The organism is Marinobacter sp. F3R08 (genome assembly GCF_018860425.1).
Classification (GTDB): Bacteria; Pseudomonadota; Gammaproteobacteria; order Pseudomonadales; family Oleiphilaceae; genus Marinobacter.
Window position 1 is genome coordinate 65,555 of record NZ_JAHKPI010000002.1, and the last position, 21,127, is coordinate 86,681.

The following is a 21,127-nucleotide window of genomic DNA, read 5'->3' on the forward strand; positions in this document are numbered from 1 at the left end:
CTCATAGAGTTGAGCCTATAGAACTACTCAGCTTAAGAGGTCTCGATGAACCCTTCCAAAATTATCCAGGCAATCACTGTCGTAGGCACATTGCTGATGATCTCCTGTGGAGTGTCAGCCAGTAATCCACAAAAACTGAAACAGATGGGCCTAACCCCCAAATCTATCGTCCAGCTCCCCATTGACGGGCTTGTCGCCTATGAAACCGAGAACGGTGGCCTATTTTTCATGTCGAGCGATGGTCGCTATGTTTTCAGCGGTGGCCAAGTATCAGATGTATGGAATGGGTCCGTCCTAAAAACGGGAACAGACGCGAGTCGCTCAGCGGAGTCCATTCCGCTTGAGAATATGAACATAGACTTTGACCAACTCGATGCCCTGGAGATCGGGACAGGTAACAAAGTGGTTCATGTCATTACTGACCCAGCATGCCCGGCATGTAAAAAGCTGGGTGACCAGATGCATCAGTTCACTGATGAGTACACGTTCAAGATATTGGCGTTGCCGGCTCTCGGACGAATGAGCGAAGACATGGCAAAGCGAATTGCCTGTGAATCGGATCGGGATGCCGCTGCCCAAGCGCTGCTCAATGGAACAGCAAATCAGTTACCCGCACCTGAAAATTGCAATCTTGATGCCTACAAACAGGCCCTGCTGGTTGCGGATTATATCCGTGTGCGAGAAGTCCCTTTCTTGATTGGACCAAACGATCTCGTCAACCGAGGCCTCCCCAAAGATCTGGGCGGGTGGCTACAGAAAGCAAGCTCCTTCCTACCGCCACAGCAAACAGTCGAGGCACCGACAAACGATCAGAAAGCTCAGGGCAAGGCTTCCCTTGGTGGCTCACAAGAATCGGAAAGCCTGAACAACCGTCTGCGCAACGCTATTAATTGAAGGTGAACTCTCATGGAAATGATTTCCGTTAAGCAAAAGAAAAGTAATCGCTACATCCACGAGGATATGAGGGCTGCCAACGTCTTTCCGATTGCTGCCTTTGATGATGAAACCTACACGTTTATCAACGATGACCAAACGGCTGGTTTCGCGTACATGTGTGAGCCCATGAAAGGGGCTGAGGAGCTCATGGAGGAGCGGTTAAAGAGTTTTATTAACACTGACTTCCCAGACGAAACCATCATGCAGATATTCTGGTTTCGCTCACCCGATATCTTAAAGACCGTTGCTGAAATGCAGATGATGCGGCTGGAGAAGCAGATTAAAGACCCGTTGCTGAATAATTTCGTGACAGAGCGGGCGAATTTCTTCAAGCACAGCACCCTGCATCCGATCGACCAGCACACCAACCAGCGCGTTCACGATTTGAAAATCTGCATTTCCGTGAAGATTCCGATTAAAGCCAAGTGGCCGAATAAGGAAGAGCAGTACACGATCGATTCATACCGGAAAAAAGCGCGAGCGTCTTTGGAGACTCTTAAGATGGAGCCCCAGGCAATGCATGCCAAGGATCTGCTGAGAGTTCTGTCTTCAACGCTCAACTGGGCGGGTGATTCAAGCTGGCGGCAGAATGCGGTTGAGCATGACGAATATCGCCCCTTGAGCGAACAGATTCTGGACTACGAGAACGACATTACGTATGGGCATGGCCACGTAAAGATTGGCGACACCTATATCAAGAGCCTGTCAGCAAAGCGGCTACCTGATTCAATGTTTTTTGGTGACGCGATCAAATACGTTGGGGATCTCAGAGGCGGAAATGTTGCGATAAAACATAACTACGCGATCGTCTGCAATATCTATTACCCGTCCCCGGACAAGTCCAAACACTCCATGGAGCGCTCACGAGCCATTGCGCTTAACCAGGCTAAAGGCCCCTTGGTTTCGCTGGTTCCGATCTTGGCTGAGAAGAAGCGGGGCTTCGACACGCTTTATGAGTCGCTGAATGACGGTAACCGAATCATCAAAATGACTTACACGATGCTGTTGTTTGGTAAGTCTGAAGATGAGATCACCGAAGCGGGTGTTCAAGCTCGTTCCTACTGGCGTGAACAACGGTTTACATTGCTTGAAGACCGGTTTGTTCAGTTCCCATTGTTGATAAACAGCTTGCCAATGATGGCAGACCGGGATGCGGTGGCGGATCTATGGCGGTACAAGACCCTGACGGCTGAACACGCTGCCGTGATTCTTCCAATGTTTGGCGAGTGGAAGGGGACCGGGACGCCTCACATGAACCTTTTGTCGCGTAATGGCCAGCTCATGACGTTCAGCATGCATGACACGAGCAGTAACAAGAACATGCTGATCTGTGCGACTTCGGGTGGTGGTAAATCCTTTTTCACCAACGACATTATTCTGTCCTACATGTCCGAAGGCGCTCAGGTATGGGTTATCGATGTAGGTCGCTCGTACCTGAAGTTGGCTGAGGCGCTGGGGGGTGACTTCATTCATTTCGGTTCAGGTTCCGACATCTCTCTGAATCCATTTCCGATGATTGCCTCAATGGACGGTCAGAAAGAAACACGGTCTCGGATGCTGTCCCCAGAGGAAATCCACGCCATTGAATCTGGTGAAGAGCAAGATGATGGGGAAGAGGATGCCATTGTGGGCCTTTTGGTATCCATGGCCACGATCAATAGTCCGCTGGACGATGTTCAGCTGAATGCCCTTCGAACCATCATCTCTAAAAAGTGGTTGGAAAAAGACCGTGAAATGCTCATTGACGATGTGGCTGAAGAGTGTGCGAAGAGCGACGACCGTCGAGTCTCCGATTTGTCGACGCGGCTGCACGCCTTTACCTCGCAGGGGAGCTATGGACGCTATTTCACACGCCCCAACAACGTGAACTTTAAGAATCAACTGACTGTTCTTGAGTTGGAGGAGCTGAAAAGTCGTGCCCATCTTCAGAAATGCGTCCTGCTGCAGCTGATCTACACGATTCAGCAGGCGGTCTATCTGGGCGATCGATCTCAGCGCAAGCTGGTCATCATCGATGAAGCCTGGGATTTGCTTGCGAACGGTGGTCCTGAGGTACAGAGGTTCATCGAGCATGCTTACAGGCGCTTCAGGAAATATGGGGCATCTGTACTCCTGGTAACGCAATCAATACAGGACATGTACAAGTCCCCAGTTGGCGAGGCCATTGTTGAAAACTCTGCAACCAAAGGGTTGTTTTCACACAAAGACGAAGCGGTCGACAAGCTTAAGCGTGAAGCAAAGCTGACGCTGCCTGATGGTGGTTATCAACTACTCAAGACGGTCCATACAAACGCTCCGTGGTACTCGGAGATTTTTCTTGAGACTGAGCGTGGTGCCGGGGTTGGTCGTCTGTTTGTAAATGATTTCCAGAAGCTCCTGTATTCCACCAATCCTGAGGAAGTGGCGCAGATCGAGAGGTATACCAAACAGGGTATGAGCACCGTTGATGCGATCAACACCATCCTTAGGAACCGTTCAAGTAAAGGGGCTGCCTGATGAAAATTTTTGAGATTGCCTTGTCTTCAATTTTAGGAGCCACCCTGGGGGTGGCACTGACCTATTTCGTGCTCGATGGACGGATAGATGCGCTGAAAGCAAAGGTGGATCAGGTAACTCCAGTGGCAACTGTCGATTTTCTTTCTATCGCTCAAAATTCTCCCCCCGAGGGCCTGACTGACAGCGTGATGAAACGGAAGCTGGATAACCTCAAGACACAGGCGCAAGCGCTGGCGGACAGAGGCTTTGTTGTTTTACGGCATGAACACGTCTACTCCGCTCCCAAAGGCCTCGTCGTTCGTGATGAGGGCAATTGATATGGCTGAAGGTTTCCTTCGATCCAGAAGAAAGATCCTCATCAAGATGCTTTTGGTGGCTGCAATCGGGATTGGCTTCATGGAATGGTTTAAAGCTAATTACATTCTTGGAGTCGACGAACAGATTGTGAAATGCATACCAGGTGTTGATTACGTTATTGGTGACCGGGATGACCGGGAACTGGTACGAGGCGGCATATTCATTGTTGAAAGCCGAGGAATCGAGCCTTTGTTTGATGACGGCACACTACTGGTTAAGTTTCTTCGCGGGTTGCCGGGAGACACCGTGAAGGTTTCTGAGTCCGGAGTTTTCATCAATGGAAATAAAGTAGCTGACGCCGGGCTACCAAATGCAGAGAAGCTTGGACAAGAAGAGGAAGCATTTTACGGGGAAAAAGTTCTCGGGCCGGACGAATACTGGATTCTTGGAACCACACCGCAAAGTTTTGATAGCCGTTATTGGGGATCAGTGAGTTATGAACAGATCAAAGCAAGGGCCTACCCGCTCATCTAAATGCCTTGCAGTAGTCCTTGGCCTGGTTCTGAGTGGCTCTGTCAGCGCGGAACTTACCGACCAGCAGAAGGCGATCTTTAAAGCGGCCAAGCAGCGGTCAAATGATATGGATGTTAGTTCCCTGCTTAATCAGATAGATCAGCAGAAAAGCCGTGGTGCTGCATTGATTGATGAAACAGCAGACAAAGCTGCTGAGATCGCAATAGGGCAGGGTGACGCAAAGGATGAAGCTGAGAAGCGGGCCGCACAAATATGTGAGTCACGAACTCACTATATCTTCGCATCACGTTCGTTGGGCGAAGTGGCTTTGCGAGAAATCTTTGCGGAGGCCTCTGCCAATCCAGAAACGACCGTCGTTTTCCAGGGCATACCCAAAGGGTCGAAAATGCCTATGGCGTTCGTCGATCTCCAGCAACTGGCGCGTGAATATGACCCGATGCCTTCGGTCGCTTTGAATCCGTTATTGTTCCAAGAATACGAAGTTACAGCGGTGCCGGAAATAATGGCACTTACGGATGGGAAATGGCAAAACCGAAAATGTCATCAGGAAGTCCGAACGCGCATTGCAGGAATCACATCGGTTGGTTATTTAAACAAACGCTTGGACGAAGGTGACCTGGGTCAGCGAGGTCCTGTTGAGGAGATATCAGAACCAAACCTCATGAGTGTTATTGCGCAAAGAATCAAGGAGATCGACTGGGATAAGAAGAAGCAGCAAGCGGTAGACAACGTTTGGAACAACATGCAAATGTATCCACTACCACCAGCTCCTGAAGATCGTATCGTGAAAATTGATCCTACGATCGAAGCTCTACAAGACATTAAAGACGCAGAGGGCAATATCCTGGTCCCGGCAGGGAAAAGGGTTAACCCATTAGAGATCCAACCTTTTAATTCCATTGTTATCGTTTTTAACCCGATGAGAGAAAGTGAATTGGCTGCGGCGGTAGAGATGATTAAGGCCTACACTCAAAAGGGAGCGAAAATTATTCCGGTTTTGTCCGAAATAGACAAAACGGAAGGATGGAATATGTACAATGAGGTGGCTAGGAAACTGAATCATCGCGTTTTTATGCTAACGCCCGACCTAAAACAGAGGTTCAGGATTATGCATACGATGTCTGTAGTCCGCGCTTCTGGTAACCATTTTGAGGTTCGAGAAGTGAAGGTGGAGAGGTAAAACCTAACAGGATCATCTGATGTCTATATCGATATCTCTGTTCTCACTGTTCGGAATAAAGGAACAGAGAACTGTTGCGATTGCTGTGACGGCTCAGAGTGACGTGAAACAACCCGCTCATTTGAGCGCGTGCGAGGATAGCACTCATCTGGAAGATAGAGCCGTCTTAGAGTATTTAAAGAGTTCGGAACATGGATGGAACAAAGGCCTTGATGTTCTGATTTATGTCTCTGGCGAGACGTTGGATTCACCAAAAAAGTTCGAAAACTGGTTAGTTGATGTCAAAAAAACACAAGCACTCACAACTAGCCAGTTAACCGTTATGGTCCAATCAAGCGCAGACATAGAGTGGTTTAAGCGCTCGTCGGACCAGTTAGAAGAGCTTCGTCAAAACCAAGTCAAAATAGGCCTCGATGTGCGAGGCGACATGGAAGATGCGAAGTGCTGGAGGAGGCGCTTTCCTTGGGATCTTGTTCAGTTGGACCTGGGAAAGTGTCGATCGGACTTCAGTCAGTTTGCTGTTTATACGGCAGGCCTGCACAGAGATGGCATCGGTAGTTTCATCACCGATGTCCATGATCGGTCAGAACTGATCACGATTGAGCAGCTTTACGCGGGAATGGCAGTCGGACCTGTTTATGGGAAAACGGGCTGCCTTTGGAGCGGACCACTCTCTTAGCCCTGGCAAGGAGTGGTTTCGTGATACGTCATATTGTTAAAAAGCTTACCGTCGCACTGTCTGTATGTGCGTCCCTGTCGATAGCTTCCATTGCTCAGGCTGAGTTATGTGAAGACGCTGAAATCATTGGAACTGCTTTAATCACGGATGTGTGCTGGGATTGTATGTTTCCGCTGAAAATAGCGGGTGTCACGTTAGTGCCAGGTGATCGTAGCAACCCCCCAGGTGGAGCTACGGCTGAAATATGTGCTTGTGACAATAACGGTATTCCGGAGCCGGGAATTGTAATGTCAATGTGGGAGCCGGCCCGGTTAGTTGAATTCCCGCGTCAGGCTGGATGTTCGCCCACATTAGGGGGTGTTCAGATAGGAGCAGATTCAAATTACATTGGAGGAAAAGACCAAGGCCCCATAGAGTCCTCTTTCTACCACTACCACTACTTCAGCTTTCCGCTTTTCATGATCATGCAGCTGTTCTCTCCGTCTTCTTGCCATGATGGCTATCTTGATCTTGACCTGATGTACTTGAGCGAAGTTGATCCCACTTGGAATAATTCTGAATTAGCGTTTTTCCTGACCCCTGAGAGTGCAATGGTGGCGAATCCGATTGCTGGAGCGGCCTGTCCTGCTGATGCGGTGGCGGCTACTGCAGGGTGGCCACTGGATAGCCTCTACTGGTGCAGCGGATCATGGGGATCTCTCTATCCCCTATCTGGCAACAATTACGGGTCGCATGGCGTGGTCCGGAGTACAAGCTTGCTCAAGAGTAGAATTCTCGCGTCACTGCATCGCAAAGGATTTGCGAGAAAGACAATGGGCAACGGTGCACTTTGCGAACCCTCTATTCATCCCATGCTTCCTAAATCTCAGTACAAGTTTTCCATGATGTACCCAAGGGCGGAAACAAGTCGTGCTCATGTGATGGGTGAATCTGTTGTTCGCTGGGGATTGGGGCGCACGATACCGGGTGCAGCGTCAACGCCAATCTATTTGACCTGGCGGTTGAACGATTGCTGCAACACCCTATGAACGAAAAGGGTCGAACATAATGGTTCGGCCCTTTTTTTCGCACCCACTTCGCCCAAAAATGCCCTAACAGAGCCATATACTCGTGCAAATCAACTAATGGCATGAGCGTGGTATGTTTGACGCACTTTCTCCTATCTCTATCGGCCAGCGCCTCTTGGCAGGATTTCTCGCATGGCTGATGTTTTTCGCCCCGGTTCTTGCGTTTGCAGCGGATGATCCACGACTCCCTCCCGCTCAAATTAGTGAGGCTCAAACCAGTTACCGTGAAGCTGCCACCGACCCCAACGCATCACCTAAAGAGCAAGGCATGAGAGCCGGTCGTTTCGGCACGCAGATCGGGAAGTCGATCGGGGCCAACGCGGTACAGCCGTCCTTCAATGCCAATGGCAACATTAATTTAGGGACAACAACCAATGAAGAGGGGATGGTTTTTGATCGAGAGGCCGACGCTGGATCATTTTTCTCCGGAACCAGCGGGGGAGCACAAGATCCGTCAACGGTGGCGTTTCCAGGCAGCCAACAGCCGAACATTGATGATCTAAAGAATGGCACTCACCAGAGTTTGGCTGAGGACTCTCCGGCTTTCCGGTCGGCTTTATATAATGATGCGAATCGTGACGAGCCCCAGACTGTCATGGGCGGTGCTTATAAAGTCCTGCTCAATGATGCAAATAGGGTTCAGCCTGATCTAAGAAATGATCCGGTGTTTAGTAGAACCCGGACTACATACAATCAGGTTGAATCTCTCACCGATGAGTTTTCGGACTGCTCCATATCACGTCAAATTCAGGAAACCTCTGATCGCGTTCGAATCCCCGAGTACAAATCCTGTCGCCGGATTCAAGACAATTCGGAGGAATGCACGATCGAGCACGATTACACCACGACAGGGGTGATTGAGCTTGCCAGCGGCACCAACGCGAACCTTTCACATTATACGAGTGGAGCTGGTAACTACTTCCTTGGCTGGATCGGGAGGGTAGGCGATAACTACTGGGATGGAGACTGCTCCATCTTTGAGCAGCAGACTCAGTACCGCGTGCTAAATCCAGATGCGATCGAGAAGGTAACAATCGTTTACGCAAAGTGGGATGACTACATGCAAATCCGCGTAGGGGCACCTGGCAGTGAGCGGAGCGTATGGAGTGGCCCGGATGGAAACTTCCCCCCGGAAACAGGCGGGGAGTGTGAGCTGGGAGTGAACTGGTCTGAAAACCTGGATGTGGATATTACTCAGCAGTTCAAGAATACAGCGCCTGGCGGACTCATAAACTTCAAAATACGGGTATCAGTAACGGGTGCGGGTGAAGGCTACGCCAGACTTAAAATTGACTATGACACCTCGAAAACCATTGAAGATAACGGCTGGGTGCCATCTTCAGATACTTGTCTGGACTCAGCGAACTCAACGCTGGATGACTATATTTCGGGCGGTCTTGAATGTCTCGACGGACCTCCAGTTGATAGCAATGGATGCTTCCAGAATGATTATGGTGTCCTGATATGCCCGGATGATTTTGAGGATGTACCAGTAGAATTTAATCCGAGTTGCCGAGAGGTAAGCGTTGCTGCTCAATACACGTTCTATACGGGCGAACATTGCTACGTTGATCGCGGTGGCAATGAGATTTGCACGGAGGTTCCACAGTCAGCCGAGACCGGAGAGATAACAGATTGTCGTGAATTTGAAGACAATAACCAATGCTCATACGTAGGAACCGAGTGTGTTGATGGCACGGAAGGTGAGGTTAGCGGTACTTGCTATATCCAATCGGAAACCTGGGATTGTGGCGAATGGGTCGATGTTGATGACTATGACTCAACTCAGAACGTTCAGTGTGACGGTGAATTTCTTTGCCAGGGTGATAGCTGTTCTGATGTCGAGAACACGGAGAGTGAATCATTCAACAAGGCCGCAGCCATGTTACAGGCCGCGAATTTCATGGCAATGGACGGCGAATGTACAGAACTAGATATCAACGAGAACAGAACCTGTACGGTTTTCGGTGGCGATGCCTCTGAATGCAAAATGGTTGGCTTGCCGGAATTAGGTATTGAGCCTGTGAATTGTTGCGATCAGCCTGTTGATGTTGGGCCCGGTCAATACATCGGTTTGATGTCGAAAATGGGTGCGATGGATTCGGCATTCACGATGATAGACCCAAGCATGCCATTCAGCGGTGCTCGGGGTGCTTATCAGGCCCTCCGCGATCCATTGACGAGCACGTTCACAGAAGTAACCCAGCCATTTACCAAGGCTGTTGAGAGTGTTACAGGGCCCATTAAGGATGCTGTTGTCGACAATATTACTGAGCCGCTGAGTACATTCCTGGATGAGTTAAAGCAAAAACTTGCAGACCAGCTCCAGCAATTCTTTACAGAACAAGGGCTGCAGGGAGCCGGGAATACGGCTGGAGGTGCAGCGGGCTCAGGAATCACCGAATCTTCCGCTCAGCAAGGTGCAAACATGTTGGGGGCAGCCGGTAATGTTTTAGGCACGATCATGGGTGCATATACTGCAGTAATGGCGGCTTATTTAGCGCTGCAGATCATCTACGAATGTACCGAAGATGAGATCGAGCTGGCGGTGAAACGTGAACTGAAATCATGCTCAAAAGTCGGCAGCTATTGCGCACAGGAGGTTTGCGTTGCGCCCACCGGCTTTGGATGTGCGGCATGGGCTTGTGCAGAAACGCGTGATTCGTATTGCTGTTACAACTCTCCTTTGTCGCGCATCGTGATGGAGCAAGCAGGCCCTCAACTAGGGAGACCTGGTAGTAAAGGGATGGGTGAGGCGAGAAACCCATATTGTGCCGGCATCCCGCTTGACGATCTTGCCGAATTGGACTGGGATCGGATAGACCTCACTGAATGGACAGGACTGCTAGCATTGGAGGGAGCTTTAAAGACCGGGCCTGAGGATCTTACCTTTGATGCTTTGACCGGTTCTGGAAGTGCCTTTGCGATGCCTGAAATGCTGGGTGACCGAGATGATTCTGTTCAGCGGACCATAGATCGTGTGTCCACTGGATCTCCTGACGATACACGGGTACATCAGAGGCAGAACTTCAGTTTCGATCCAGATTGATGGACAAAAAAAGCGCCGTGAAAAACGGCGCTCTTGGTTACTCTTTCGTTGAATCAGGCAGCTTTCTTTTTAAGCTTCTTTTCCTTTTCTTCTGTCTCGCTGGCCTTTTTTAGTTCAGGGTCCATATCCACATCGGCGACTTCCTCGCCAGCGACTTTCTCAACAAGTTCCTTTTGTCCTGAGTTATAGGCCTCTTTGCGAACCTTACGGCTCAAACCAATAATGCGCCCGGCCACGTTGATCATTCTTCGGCTCCACTCAAAGCGGGCGTTGGATGCCTGGCGGTTATCCAGAATTGAATGCAGCCAAAGAGAGTCGATCATAGACACCAGGTCATCCATTCGGCCTACCAGACCAATGAACTGGGCTAAGTGCGGAGTGTTGATTTCCAACTCGTATTTCACCTGGTTTGTATAATCTGGGCTAATACTGACACCGTGCTGCTCAGCCAGCTGCTTCATCTGATCAATTTTCGCGTCGATGTCTTTGCTGGCCGTTTCGAAATGCTCATTGATGATATCTTCAGCGTTGTCGACGTGCTCGCGTTCTCCAACTGCACGAAGAATGACAGATATCTGGAAGAGAGATTCTGCAAGCTTTTCAAAGCTGCGAGACATGACTTTCTGAGCGGACAGGGAAGAGAGAGAAAGCTCCTGTTTGATGACTGGAGCACTTTTTGCCTTGCGGTCGCCGTCGACCTGTTTCATGAGTGCCATAATTTCCTCCGGTGTTTTGTGGCAAATGCACACGATCACTCTACCGAGGGCTAGGCGACACAATGCCGTAGTAGCTGCTAAAAAATGCACACCACTTGGTTATTTTGTGGCGTGATAATAAAGTCGGTAACAACATAATAAAGTTGGTAACTCATCCTGCTGGGCGTATGCGTACTGCTACTGAATATTCCCATGAATTGGGTGCCAGCCTGCTCAGCGGGTTCGATTTCTTGGGAAGCACTCGGCTCCAAATGTCACAAAACAGCCTATAACCTGCATTGCACAAATGAGGTGTGCGTGCTATTGTTTGTCACATATGCGGTTATAACCTGATTTGAGCAACATAGATGCCCATTGAGAAACTGTTTAACGAGAGCGATGTGCAACGCCTCATCGACATGAATTCAGCACCACCATTCGGCAAGCGCAACGCCGCGTTGATCATGGGGGCGCTTTACTGGGGGCTTACGCCTTCCGAGGCCAGTTTGCTCCGTCTTGAGGATGTGATGGACCAGTCCGGTGACTTCTTCCGGATCTGGACCCTGCCGGACAGCACAGCCTATAACGGCGAGGCTCGGGAGCTTCACACTGAAGACCACGTTCTGCCCTTTTTCGAGGCCTACATGGACTGGAGGCTGGGGGAGGAACTTTGCTTGAGCAATCAGGCCTGGTACCGAGGGTCAGACCCGAAAAGCGCCTTCTTTCTGAATGATCGTGGTGAGCCTTACAAGCTCTCTCCACGCAAGAAAGGATCGACGGACTACCAGCCCAGGGCAATGTCAGCCAAGCTAAAGTCTTTCATTGAGAAGGCGGGCATCGAGGGCGCTACGGTAGCGACTTTCCGTGATTCATGGGTGAAGGCTATGTATGAAGCGGGCTGCCACCACAAGGATCTGATGCGAGTCTCAGGAATCAAACAGAAAGAGACGATCGACCGGAAGACACGCCCGGCGATCCAAGATCTGGAAAAGGTGTTCAGAGACATTTATCGCCGCGTAAAAGTGGCAGAATAGGAAACCGGGAGGCTTGTCTTGAGTAACAAAAATGCTAAAGCGTTCAGTGCAAGACTGGAGAAGCGAGAGAGAATTTGGGCAACCTGCATGACTGTCTCAGCGGCGTCCATTATTGCAGCAACCTGTTACGCCGCATACTCCTATGGCGTTTTCAGTAGTCAGGACATGTCGTTCGGCAGCTTTGCTAATAAAGCAATCGCAACACTCCTTTTCGGCATCTTGATCGCTGTCGTCGCTCTAAAGCCTGCCGGTTACTTGGCAGAAAGGACATGGCTGAAAAGCTACTTCATCGAAGATTGCGGAGATGTGCTGAAGCTCCATGGTGCCGTTCGACTCGTTGGCATGAGCGCTGCCTATAGTGAGCTTCTATCTGTTCGCCCTGGGTATAAGATTGCCGAGAATGCTTGGGAAAAGTTTGAGTGTACTCTGGCCGCAGTTCCGGCGACACAAGCAGATAGAAACGCCAAATCTGAACTGGAAAGCATGGGCTTCCAGATTAATTCAATCGCGTAGCGATATTGGAAACCGCATGGCTAAGCAAAAAGAATGCACAATCTTTTACGGGCTTTGGCAGGCCGGTCGCCTGGGAACTTATGGCTGCCTTTTGGCTCTCGTGGTGTCGTTTTTTACACCGGCTATATCAAGCAATTTTGCCCTCGGCGGGGCCGCGTTATTCACAGCTCTTTTCGGGGCAGTAGTGTGGTACGGAACGAAACAAGGACTGCTTGTTGATAGATTCGCACCATCAAAAGATAACGATTGATTCGAAGATTTAACATTGGAATACGTAATGAAGCTGAACACATGAAGGAGATGTCTATGGATGATGCCGAGCTTGAGGTCGATTTGTTTGAACATCCAGAGCAACAGCCCGATGAGTTGCGACGTATTACAGATAAATACAGCGAAAAGCTGGCAACCGGTGACGGCGACCCCTACCACCTCTGCCGTGATTTCCTATCAGAGGTAGAAGAGCTTGGATTTACCTTTGACTATGACCTTGCCGGCGAACCATACGAACTTCGACCAGCAGGAGATGATGATATCGAGTGCCGGCCGCCTGGTCCGTCGCTGTAATAGGAATTCGGTATGAGTAGAGAAGAAACGTTCATCATTGCAACGCTACTTTCAGTAACTGGAATAGCTGCTGAGCTCTATGGTGCAGACGTACAAGAGTGGGTTTTCCCCGTATCCTCACTGGTTCTAGTGGTAGTCATATCGTTGGAAATTCTTCCGGTTTTGGTTAGATCGCGGTTGTGCCGAGGAAAAAATACAGAAGCATTAATTGCTGCTGCGGGCTCTGATAACAATGCACCTCTTGCTAAAGACGCGAAAGATTTCTTCGTCGCCGTTAAAGCACTCGCAGTTCTGATAGCAGTATGTCCCTTTCTCAGTTACACGGCATATTTCATCGGCAGTAAGTATGCAGGGCTCCTTAATTATTTACTCAACACTAATATGTGGCCGGGGTTAGATGGGCTGGTCCTACTTGGCGCATTCTGGGCGTTAGTTTCTACTCTCTTAGTGGGTGCTGCATTCACCGGGTGCGGTGCTTTGGTTGGGCTATTCCGCCTTCGAACAATTGCTCATGCCAGCCAATCAAGGAACGGATAACCGATTTATGTCTACAAACCATAATATTCCACTGCTCAGGTTCGTCGTCTTCAGGTTGATCAGGCACTCTCGAAGATTCGATTTCGGCAAAAACCCTTAGATGATCAAAAAAACCGCACCCTCTTTACGATAATGCTCGCCAATCCCCACTAAAGTAGACATCGATCGAGGTGGGAAAGCTCGCCTCGAAACCGATTACCTTCCAGTGATGCTCTCCGGGTTCAGTTAATGAGAGCGCCACCCTTCCGATTTCTGTGCCGATGGCACGAAACGGGCAGCTGACCCGGCCACTCAGGCAATACAGCACTTCAATCGAACCCTAAACGGGCCAACAGATATATCCCGTTTGGGGGTGTGTCTTAGGCCCTCTTTGTAATCTAAGGAGCTAAGGCAATGAACAACTTTACTGACCAAACCATTTCCCTGGATGTAATCCGGGAAAAATACGCAAAAGGCGATGAAAAGAGCCAGAACACTGTTGCTGAAACCAAGGAGATGATCTTTGGGCGTGCAGCGGAAGCTCTGGCTTCTGTTGAGGATTCCAGCAAGCAGAAAGGCGTTCAGGAAATCTTCGTTTGGGCCTATAACAACGGACTGATCCCAGCCGGTCGTGTTGCTTCTGCAGCAGGCACTGGCATTAAAGCAACGCTCATCAATTGTTTCGTCCAGCCGGTAGGTGATGCGATTCAAGGTGACGCAAATGGGAAGCCGGGTATCTATGATGCCTTGCGACAGGCCGCTGAAACCATGCGCCGTGGCGGCGGTGTAGGCTACCAGTTTGGTGACATTCGTCCTCGTGGCGCGTTCGTCAAAGGCACAGCCTCCAACGCCAGTGGCCCTGTGAGCTACATGCATGTATTCGACAAGTCTTGCCAGACCGTTGAATCAGCTGGTGCTCGCCGTGGTGCGCAAATGGGTGTTCTGAGAATCGACCACCCGGATATCGAAGAGTTTGTAGACGCAAAGCAGACTCAAGGCTCTCTAACCAACTTCAATATCTCTGTCGGTGTTACTGAAGAGTTCATGCAAGCGCTGGTTGAGGGCAACAACTTCGAGCTTTACCACGATGCCGAGCCTTCCGAAGTTTATAAGGAGGCGAATCCGGGCGTGTACGAGCGCGAAGATGGAATGTGGGTATACCGCACGATTGATTCCCAGGTTCTTTGGGACAAGATTATGGTTAACACGTATAACGCGGCTGAGCCGGGTATCGTGTTTCTCACCAACATGAATCGGGATAACAATCTGTGGTACTGCGAGCTGATCGAGGCGACTAACCCTTGCGGTGAACAGCCCTTGCCGAATTATGGTTGCTGCTGCTTGTCATCAGTAAACCTCGCGGCATTCGTAGAAGCCCCATTCAGTGGAAAGGCGACCTTTGATTTCGGAAGGTTTGCCAAAGTCGTTCGGATCGCAATCCGCAGCCTGGATAACGTTTTGGAACTGACTTACTGGCCGCTCGAAGAACAGCGCCAGGAAGCCATGAACAAGCGCCGGGTTGGCCTGGGCTATACAGCACTGGGGGACGCGCTGATCATGCTGGGTTTGCGCTATGACGACGAAGCGGGTCGCGCCATGGCCGAGGAAATAACTCGGACTATGCGTGATGAAGCCTATCGTGCAAGTGTAGAGCTGGCCAAGGAGAAGGGAGCGTTCCCGCTGTTCGATGCTGAGAAGTACCTAGCATCTGGATTCGCGAAGCGCCTTCCGAAAGATCTCCGTTCAGCAATCAAGAAACATGGTATTCGCAACAGCCACCTGCTGAGTATTGCACCGACAGGTACGATCTCGTTGGCATTCGCCGACAACGCGTCAAATGGTCTGGAGCCGGCATTTAGCTGGTTCTATGAGCGTAAGAAGCGTTTGGCAGATGGTGGTCACCAGATATACCGCGTAGAAGACCACGCGTTCCGGGTGTACCGCGAAACCATGGGAGTAGCAGAAGATGACGACGAGGGTGTAAAGCGCCTGGCGGAGAATCTCCCTGAGTCTTTTGTATCAGCGCTGCAAATCGAAGCGATTGATCACATGAAGATGATGGCGGTAATCCAGCCCTACGTGGATAGCTCTCTCAGTAAGACGGTCAATGTGCCGGCAGACTACCCATTCGAATCCTTTAAAAACCTCTATTTGGAGGCTTGGAAGAGCGGTTTGAAAGGTCTGGCCACGTTCCGTCCTAACTTTGTCACTGGGTCCGTGCTCAGCGCGTCAGAAGAGAAACAGGATCTGGATCAGGATGACCCTGATCGTCGAATCCAGCTGGATAAGACTCCTGAGCCTGTTCTGGCAAGCCTGCGCTGGCCGAGCCGTCCTGAGACACCTGCGGGTAATCCGTCCATGACATACACAGTCAATAAGCCAAATGCGCCGTTCGCGGTGTTCATTGGCCATCTCGAAAACGGCGAGCAGAAGCCATTCGAGGTCTGGGTAAATGGAGCGGAGCAGCCGCGTGGTATCGGGGCATTGGCAAAAACCCTGTCTACTGACATGCGTTCTTTTGATCGCAAATGGTTGCAGATGAAACTGGAAGCTTTGTCGCGCACCTCTGGCGATGCCTTTGATATGGCATTTCCACCGAAGGGCGAGGCGAGTCTGGTACCGTCCGCAACGGCAGCGTTATCGCGTCTTATCAAGTACCGCTGCAACGAGCTTGGCACTTTCGACAACCTGGATGACGCTGAATCCCCAATGGTGGATGCGTTGTTCAGCAAGAAAGAGCCGAAATCCGGTACCGACGGCACACTGTCCTGGACAGTGGACGTGAAAAACCCGGCAACTGGCGATGATTTCGTGTTGTTCATGAAAGAGCTGGTAATGCCGGATGGCTCACACCGTCCTTACTCAGTCTGGATGGCTGGTAAGTACCCGGAGGCGTTCGATGGGCTGTGCAAGTCCTTGAGCATTGATATGCGGATCATTGATCCAGCGTGGATTGCCAAGAAACTTCGCTCCCTGACCAAGTTCAAAGAGACGCAGGAAGACTTCCTCGCTCGCGAGCCTGGCAGTGAAAAGCAGCTGAATCAGCCATCAACCGTCGCGTATGTGGCGAAGCTGATTCTCCACCGATACAAGCTCCTCGGAATCCTGAACGATGAGGGATATCCGGAAGAGGAGATGGGTGTTATGAGCACCGCTAAAGCCGAAGGTGTCGCAGACGCGGCAAAAACTGCTGTGACAGTGACACCGGGGAAAGAGTGTCCCGATTGCGGGAACCACGCCATGATCAAAAAAGATGGCTGTGACTTCTGCACTTCTTGTGGCCACATCGGTTCTTGCGGTTAAATGCAATTCATCGGGGTGTGAAAGCACCCCACCTCTCTTTGCCTTAACCCCAGTTGACTTCGGTCGCTGGGGTTGGGCCTTTATAGTCATCATCGGAATGGACATCTATTCCCATGATGATTTTTGTGCCTCAGGCACGAAACGGGCAGCTGACCCGACCTTAATGGTGAGAACAGCACATCAAAAGTCCTAATTAGGACACGTAACCCTGGCGGGGCTTTCTCCGTTAGGGGATGGTTCCGCCTCCACTGAGAAGGAATCATTTCATGCCAAAGACCCTAGTTGTTGAAACCAACGCAGGGAAGTTGCAGGTCCAAGCGCCAAGCTTCGTGGCCGTGCAGATCACCCCGGAATTCATCAGTCGTTTGAAAGAGCTTCGCGATCTTCCTGATTACTACGACCTCACCGAGGTTCGTTGTGAAGTGGATCTGAAGACTGAAATGATTGATGGCGACACTCTGGTTCTCCCAGAGATGGTCGTTACATCCGGACAATTCTGGTTCACAGGAGAGTTGCGAAACACTGAGGATGAATGCGTTTGTTCTCACAGCATCTCAACCATTGACTGGAACTACGTAGATCAGCGCCTCAATGCTCCAGACGACGATAACCTTATGGTTGTTGCCGGTACGGACGAGGATGTAGCTCACCTACGACAAACCTACCTGGATAAGCTGGCCAACGACGAAATAGTCTGACACCAGATATCTGCAAACCCCAGCGGGGAGTCATCTCTCCGTAGGGGAGGTGTCTCTCCTCCATGACTGATGAAGGAGCAATGCAATGGGATACTTTTCCTGGAAAACCGCAGACACCAACGAATCCATTGGCAATATCGATTCTGCCAGACCGGCACCAACGGTCTATATGCTGTCTCCCAATGGGAATCCCCCGTATGCGGAGCCTGCTTATGAGGGCTATGGACGATTTGCCAATAAGGACGCCCATGAGTATTTGCTGGAAATGAATGCCGAAGATCTCGGTATAGATTTCTACAGCTTGTCTTGCGAAGAGCGCCGGCTGGCGGGCATAGCTCTGGAAGTAGGGAATGTGTACGTGCATGCCGACACTGGTGAGCGCTGGCACATTTTCCATGATTACCGGCACGTCCTCGATGCCAAATACTTCAAAGGTAATTTTGCTGAAGTGATACCAGAACTTGGGGACACCCCAAATAACCTCATTGAGCGCGGTGTTTTGTTGCCGCGTGCAATACGAGAGGAACTTGGGCTTAGATTTCCCCTCAAGTTTTCTTTCAGCCGGGGTGCAGTGTATGAAGATGTACCTGCATCTGAAGAATGCCCATACCAAGGGTTCTTCTTTCCGGGGGAGGGTGAGGATGAGTGAGCTTCGGCTTGCAAATCAGTCCTTCATGGTACGCTACCCAGTAGAGCAATACCGGGACAGCGACATGAAAGAAATCAAAATCCGCTTTCATGAGCGGGAAACTATGCCTGACATGCTGGAGAAACGCGCCAAGGAACTCGACATCACTATTGAGCAATTGGTAAAGCGTTTTATCTGCACAGGTATGCAAGATTACGAAACGGAAGATGGCCCAGCCTTGCCGGGGGAGTCACTTGATGACTTCTTTGTGCAAAACAGAGTCCTGAAGCCGAAGTAGTAAAAAATCCAATCAATCCCCCTGAAAGGGCTGGAGGTCACTATGAGCGACCTTAAAGCCCTTCTTGGGGCTTTTCTGTATGCATGGCTGCCTGAGGCTGAAAATCCTCATCGGCCTGGCCCGAAATTCCGTCCCACACTTGTTGTGGATGTTGATCCGGACGCCAGACAAATCTGTTTGGCGTATGGCACCAGCCAAAAAACGGATCGCAACGGTCGAGGAGAAATCACCTTTGCTAGCGACGAAATTGACGGTCTTACCAAAGACACTAAGTTCTGCCTGGGAACCACATACTGGATTCCGGTTAGCGCTGAGTATCTTTGCAAAAATGAATCCGCCAACAAACTCTCAGTTATCGGCCAAATCCCGAGTCGTCGCACTCAGGAATTGCACATGCGGCTGCAAGAGATTGGCTAAACACCTTCACGGGGAAGTCCTCTTCCTCGTGTAGCTTTGCTCTGAAACCACAAACCCTAAGGGGCGAGTCCTCGCCACTTAAGGCTGGGCTTGCTCCATTCACTAAATGGAGAGATCCCATGACGAACAACATTGAACGTACTAAGGCGGCAATGCTGAGCATTTCCCAGTCTCTGGGCTTGCCCGAGCACTATCCCGAGGATATGACGCAGGATCTCCAATCCTTGTCTGATTCGACGGAAGGTAAATGGCTCTGGTTGCTACGAACGTCCGGTACCGTTCTGGTTCCGCTTCAAGTTGGCGTACACCCGACGTATGTGAACTATTGGCTGCATTCGAATCATGGCCAAAAAGTCGTTTGCTTCGTGGTTGATTCCCGAAAGGGGATGGTCACGCAGACAACTTATTCCGAGGCGGAAAAACTGATTGGGCAGCCCCCAAGGAACCTTCACTCATCTATGTCTAGCGAAGAACTTGTGGATGCAGTGCATTCCGTTTTGACGCAGGGGTGTGAACGGAGACTTTGGGGGATGTTCGAATCACCTGAATCTATTGATGCGTATGGCACCTGGCAGAAATGGCAGGCGTACTTCGACTCGAAGGAAAACGAAGTAATGGCGAAATTCATGGCCAAAGCTGTGAGGTTCGCTCAATCAAAACAAACCCTGATTGGACACGTCTCATAGGCTGCCCAGTTCAAAAGCATTAACCCCACGGGGGATCGAGTTATCCCCGTCCTGGGGGTGGCTCGTTCCTCCTCAAAACAGTAGAGGAAATGAGCAATGCAAAATCAAATTGTACAGAGCAACGACAGTGACCTGAAAGACATGATGGAAGAGCGCCTGGACATCTCCGCTTCTCCCATCATGAACTACCATGACGGCATCGTTAAAAAGATCTCCGCTACGAAATACCTGTATGGGTATCTGGCAGACGATCAGGATGCTGAAAATCCGCTGGAAGAGTGGGATGGAGTAGGTCGCGTTTACACAGCACATCGCTTTGGCCAAACCCATGGCGAAATGCAGGAAGCGCTGGCGCTCGATAGCGACTGGGAGCCAGATTATGAGTTGTCTCATGACTTCCCGGACGTGCTGAAGACCCATTGGGTCAAAGCAGCTGCCGAGGACAGCGATTTCCAGCAGTGGTGTCACGAGAACGGACGGCCTCCTGAAGATTCGGAGAAACTCCCCTCGTACTACCTGAACAAAGCCCGCCGATTTTGGCGGGATACAGGTGGTTCAGATAATTATCTGTATAACGCAGATGATGTCTGGGACTTCGAAGCCGTGATGGGAACTGCTGAAAAAGCTGCTTATAAAGAGCTTCTTGAGGCCGGCAAAATCGGCGATCCCGATCGTGCTGTCCTTGATTGCTACGAGCATTCAGGTGTTGCCTGGTCGCTTTCTGGCGGAGGGATGCAATGCCGCTGGGATACGGCCAATGGAGCTGGCGTCTGGGTTCCAGATGAAAGTGCCCGTGAAGAGATTCATCGACGTGGTGATGAGGTGTACGCCTTTGGCCAAGTTGTTGAGGTTTCTGGCCTGATTGGTGGGAACCGCAAACCATTCTTTTTCAAGCTCGATGAAGAGTATGGAGGAGTGGAGTCACTGCGGTTTGAGACCTGGTATGAAGCCTATGAGGCTCTACAGAGTCACATCGCACACAACAAATTGCGCCTGCCCAGGAAGAAGGCTGAGAGGGCTGCGTTGCAAGTTCGAGGCAGGGAAAGGGCAGTAAAAGAAATCGCCCAGAACTGTGTTGAGCTCTACAACGACTACCTCAATGGACGGGTATTCGGTATTGTCGTCGCCACCTTCGAGGTGAACGATGAAGGCGAGCCGGAACTTCAGGACGATGACGCCGTATGGGGCTTCTATGGCGACGATGACGCCTATGACAGCCTAAAGCAAGAAATCGAAGCTCGGGACGACTGAGCCAACTAAGCCGCCTTGCAGGAAAACCTGCGGGCGGCTTTTTTATGGCTCTCACAAATCAGTCTATAAATTGATTGCCAAACACAGGTGCTTGCTAGCTGCAGAAGTTGATGCGCTTTCCCAGCAGGTTTAGTGAGGTATTTTGAAGTTCGTGAAATGGTAAGCCTAATTCAAATCCAGATTGGAGACCGGTCGGGTTGCAAACCCACTTTTGCATGCGACTATTCCAGTACCAAAATATATGAGCATCAAGATGCTCCCGATAATCACATAATGTTGGGAGTTA

21 protein-coding genes are annotated in these 21,127 nt (G+C 50.5%); 20 read left to right on the plus strand and 1 reads right to left on the minus strand.

Annotation, left to right across the window (positions count from 1 at the left end):
• Nucleotides 1-45 precede the first annotated feature (45 nt).
• From KO499_RS00375 to traN, 8 genes are all read left to right on the plus strand, one after another.
• Entirely contained in the window at nucleotides 46-894 is an 849-nt protein-coding gene (locus KO499_RS00375) for a disulfide isomerase DsbC N-terminal domain-containing protein (protein ID WP_215981785.1), read from the plus strand.
• A 12-nt stretch (nucleotides 895-906) separates the two neighbouring features.
• Nucleotides 907-3,432, plus strand: a complete 2,526-nt coding sequence (traC, locus tag KO499_RS00380; RefSeq protein WP_215981786.1) for a type IV secretion system protein TraC — start codon at nucleotides 907-909, stop codon at nucleotides 3,430-3,432.
• Nucleotides 3,432-3,749, plus strand: a complete 318-nt coding sequence (locus tag KO499_RS00385; protein ID WP_215981787.1) for a hypothetical protein — start codon at nucleotides 3,432-3,434, stop codon at nucleotides 3,747-3,749. The genes traC and KO499_RS00385 overlap by 1 nt, the downstream gene beginning before the upstream one ends.
• 1 nt (nucleotide 3,750) lies before the next feature.
• Nucleotides 3,751-4,263, plus strand: a complete 513-nt coding sequence (locus KO499_RS00390) for a S26 family signal peptidase (protein ID WP_215981788.1) — start codon at nucleotides 3,751-3,753, stop codon at nucleotides 4,261-4,263.
• Nucleotides 4,226-5,443: a TrbC family F-type conjugative pilus assembly protein gene (locus KO499_RS00395; RefSeq protein ID WP_215981789.1), complete on the plus strand. Its 1,218-nt coding sequence runs from the start codon at nucleotides 4,226-4,228 to the stop codon at nucleotides 5,441-5,443. The genes KO499_RS00390 and KO499_RS00395 overlap by 38 nt, the downstream gene beginning before the upstream one ends.
• A gap of 19 nt (nucleotides 5,444-5,462) precedes the next feature.
• Nucleotides 5,463-6,122, plus strand: a complete 660-nt coding sequence (locus KO499_RS00400) for a hypothetical protein (protein ID WP_215981790.1) — start codon at nucleotides 5,463-5,465, stop codon at nucleotides 6,120-6,122.
• A gap of 20 nt (nucleotides 6,123-6,142) precedes the next feature.
• Nucleotides 6,143-7,150 (plus strand): TraU family protein, encoded by a 1,008-nt coding sequence (locus KO499_RS00405; RefSeq protein WP_323133297.1) that lies wholly within the window; start codon nucleotides 6,143-6,145, stop codon nucleotides 7,148-7,150.
• A 112-nt stretch (nucleotides 7,151-7,262) separates the two neighbouring features.
• Nucleotides 7,263-10,238: a conjugal transfer mating pair stabilization protein TraN gene (gene traN / locus KO499_RS00410; protein WP_215981791.1), complete on the plus strand. Its 2,976-nt coding sequence runs from the start codon at nucleotides 7,263-7,265 to the stop codon at nucleotides 10,236-10,238.
• 53 nt (nucleotides 10,239-10,291) lie between these two features.
• Here the strand turns inward: traN and KO499_RS00415 are convergent, their stop codons facing one another.
• Entirely contained in the window at nucleotides 10,292-10,945 is a 654-nt protein-coding gene (locus tag KO499_RS00415) for a hypothetical protein (RefSeq protein ID WP_215981792.1), read from the minus strand.
• Between the two features lie 356 nt (nucleotides 10,946-11,301).
• On the opposite strand from KO499_RS00415, the gene KO499_RS00420 reads away from it, so the two are divergent.
• From KO499_RS00420 to KO499_RS00475, 12 genes are all read left to right on the plus strand, one after another.
• Nucleotides 11,302-11,967, plus strand: a complete 666-nt coding sequence (locus KO499_RS00420) for a site-specific integrase (protein WP_215981793.1) — start codon at nucleotides 11,302-11,304, stop codon at nucleotides 11,965-11,967.
• An 18-nt stretch (nucleotides 11,968-11,985) separates the two neighbouring features.
• Nucleotides 11,986-12,480: a hypothetical protein gene (locus KO499_RS00425; RefSeq protein ID WP_215981794.1), complete on the plus strand. Its 495-nt coding sequence runs from the start codon at nucleotides 11,986-11,988 to the stop codon at nucleotides 12,478-12,480.
• Between the two features lie 16 nt (nucleotides 12,481-12,496).
• Nucleotides 12,497-12,730 carry a hypothetical protein gene (locus KO499_RS00430; RefSeq protein WP_215981795.1) on the plus strand — a complete coding sequence of 78 codons (234 nt, stop codon included), beginning with the start codon at nucleotides 12,497-12,499 and terminating at the stop codon, nucleotides 12,728-12,730.
• A 56-nt stretch (nucleotides 12,731-12,786) separates the two neighbouring features.
• A complete protein-coding gene (locus KO499_RS00435; RefSeq protein WP_215981796.1) occupies nucleotides 12,787-13,044 on the plus strand; it encodes a hypothetical protein in 258 nt (85 codons plus the stop codon).
• 12 nt (nucleotides 13,045-13,056) lie between these two features.
• Nucleotides 13,057-13,581, plus strand: a complete 525-nt coding sequence (locus tag KO499_RS00440) for a hypothetical protein (protein ID WP_215981797.1) — start codon at nucleotides 13,057-13,059, stop codon at nucleotides 13,579-13,581.
• 393 nt (nucleotides 13,582-13,974) lie between these two features.
• Nucleotides 13,975-16,863 (plus strand): adenosylcobalamin-dependent ribonucleoside-diphosphate reductase, encoded by a 2,889-nt coding sequence (locus KO499_RS00445; RefSeq protein ID WP_215981798.1) that lies wholly within the window; start codon nucleotides 13,975-13,977, stop codon nucleotides 16,861-16,863.
• 266 nt (nucleotides 16,864-17,129) lie between these two features.
• Nucleotides 17,130-17,561: a hypothetical protein gene (locus KO499_RS00450; protein ID WP_215981799.1), complete on the plus strand. Its 432-nt coding sequence runs from the start codon at nucleotides 17,130-17,132 to the stop codon at nucleotides 17,559-17,561.
• Between the two features lie 85 nt (nucleotides 17,562-17,646).
• Complete coding sequence (locus KO499_RS00455; RefSeq protein ID WP_215981800.1) at nucleotides 17,647-18,210, plus strand: hypothetical protein; 564 nt, start codon at nucleotides 17,647-17,649, stop codon at nucleotides 18,208-18,210.
• Entirely contained in the window at nucleotides 18,203-18,487 is a 285-nt protein-coding gene (locus tag KO499_RS00460) for a hypothetical protein (RefSeq protein WP_215981801.1), read from the plus strand. The genes KO499_RS00455 and KO499_RS00460 overlap by 8 nt, the downstream gene beginning before the upstream one ends.
• Nucleotides 18,488-18,529: 42 nt before the next feature.
• Nucleotides 18,530-18,904 (plus strand): toxin of addiction system, encoded by a 375-nt coding sequence (locus KO499_RS00465; RefSeq protein ID WP_215981802.1) that lies wholly within the window; start codon nucleotides 18,530-18,532, stop codon nucleotides 18,902-18,904.
• Between the two features lie 119 nt (nucleotides 18,905-19,023).
• A complete protein-coding gene (locus KO499_RS00470) occupies nucleotides 19,024-19,590 on the plus strand; it encodes a hypothetical protein (protein WP_215981803.1) in 567 nt (188 codons plus the stop codon).
• Between the two features lie 96 nt (nucleotides 19,591-19,686).
• Nucleotides 19,687-20,841, plus strand: a complete 1,155-nt coding sequence (locus KO499_RS00475) for a hypothetical protein (RefSeq protein WP_215981804.1) — start codon at nucleotides 19,687-19,689, stop codon at nucleotides 20,839-20,841.
• Nucleotides 20,842-21,127: the final 286 nt, after the last annotated feature.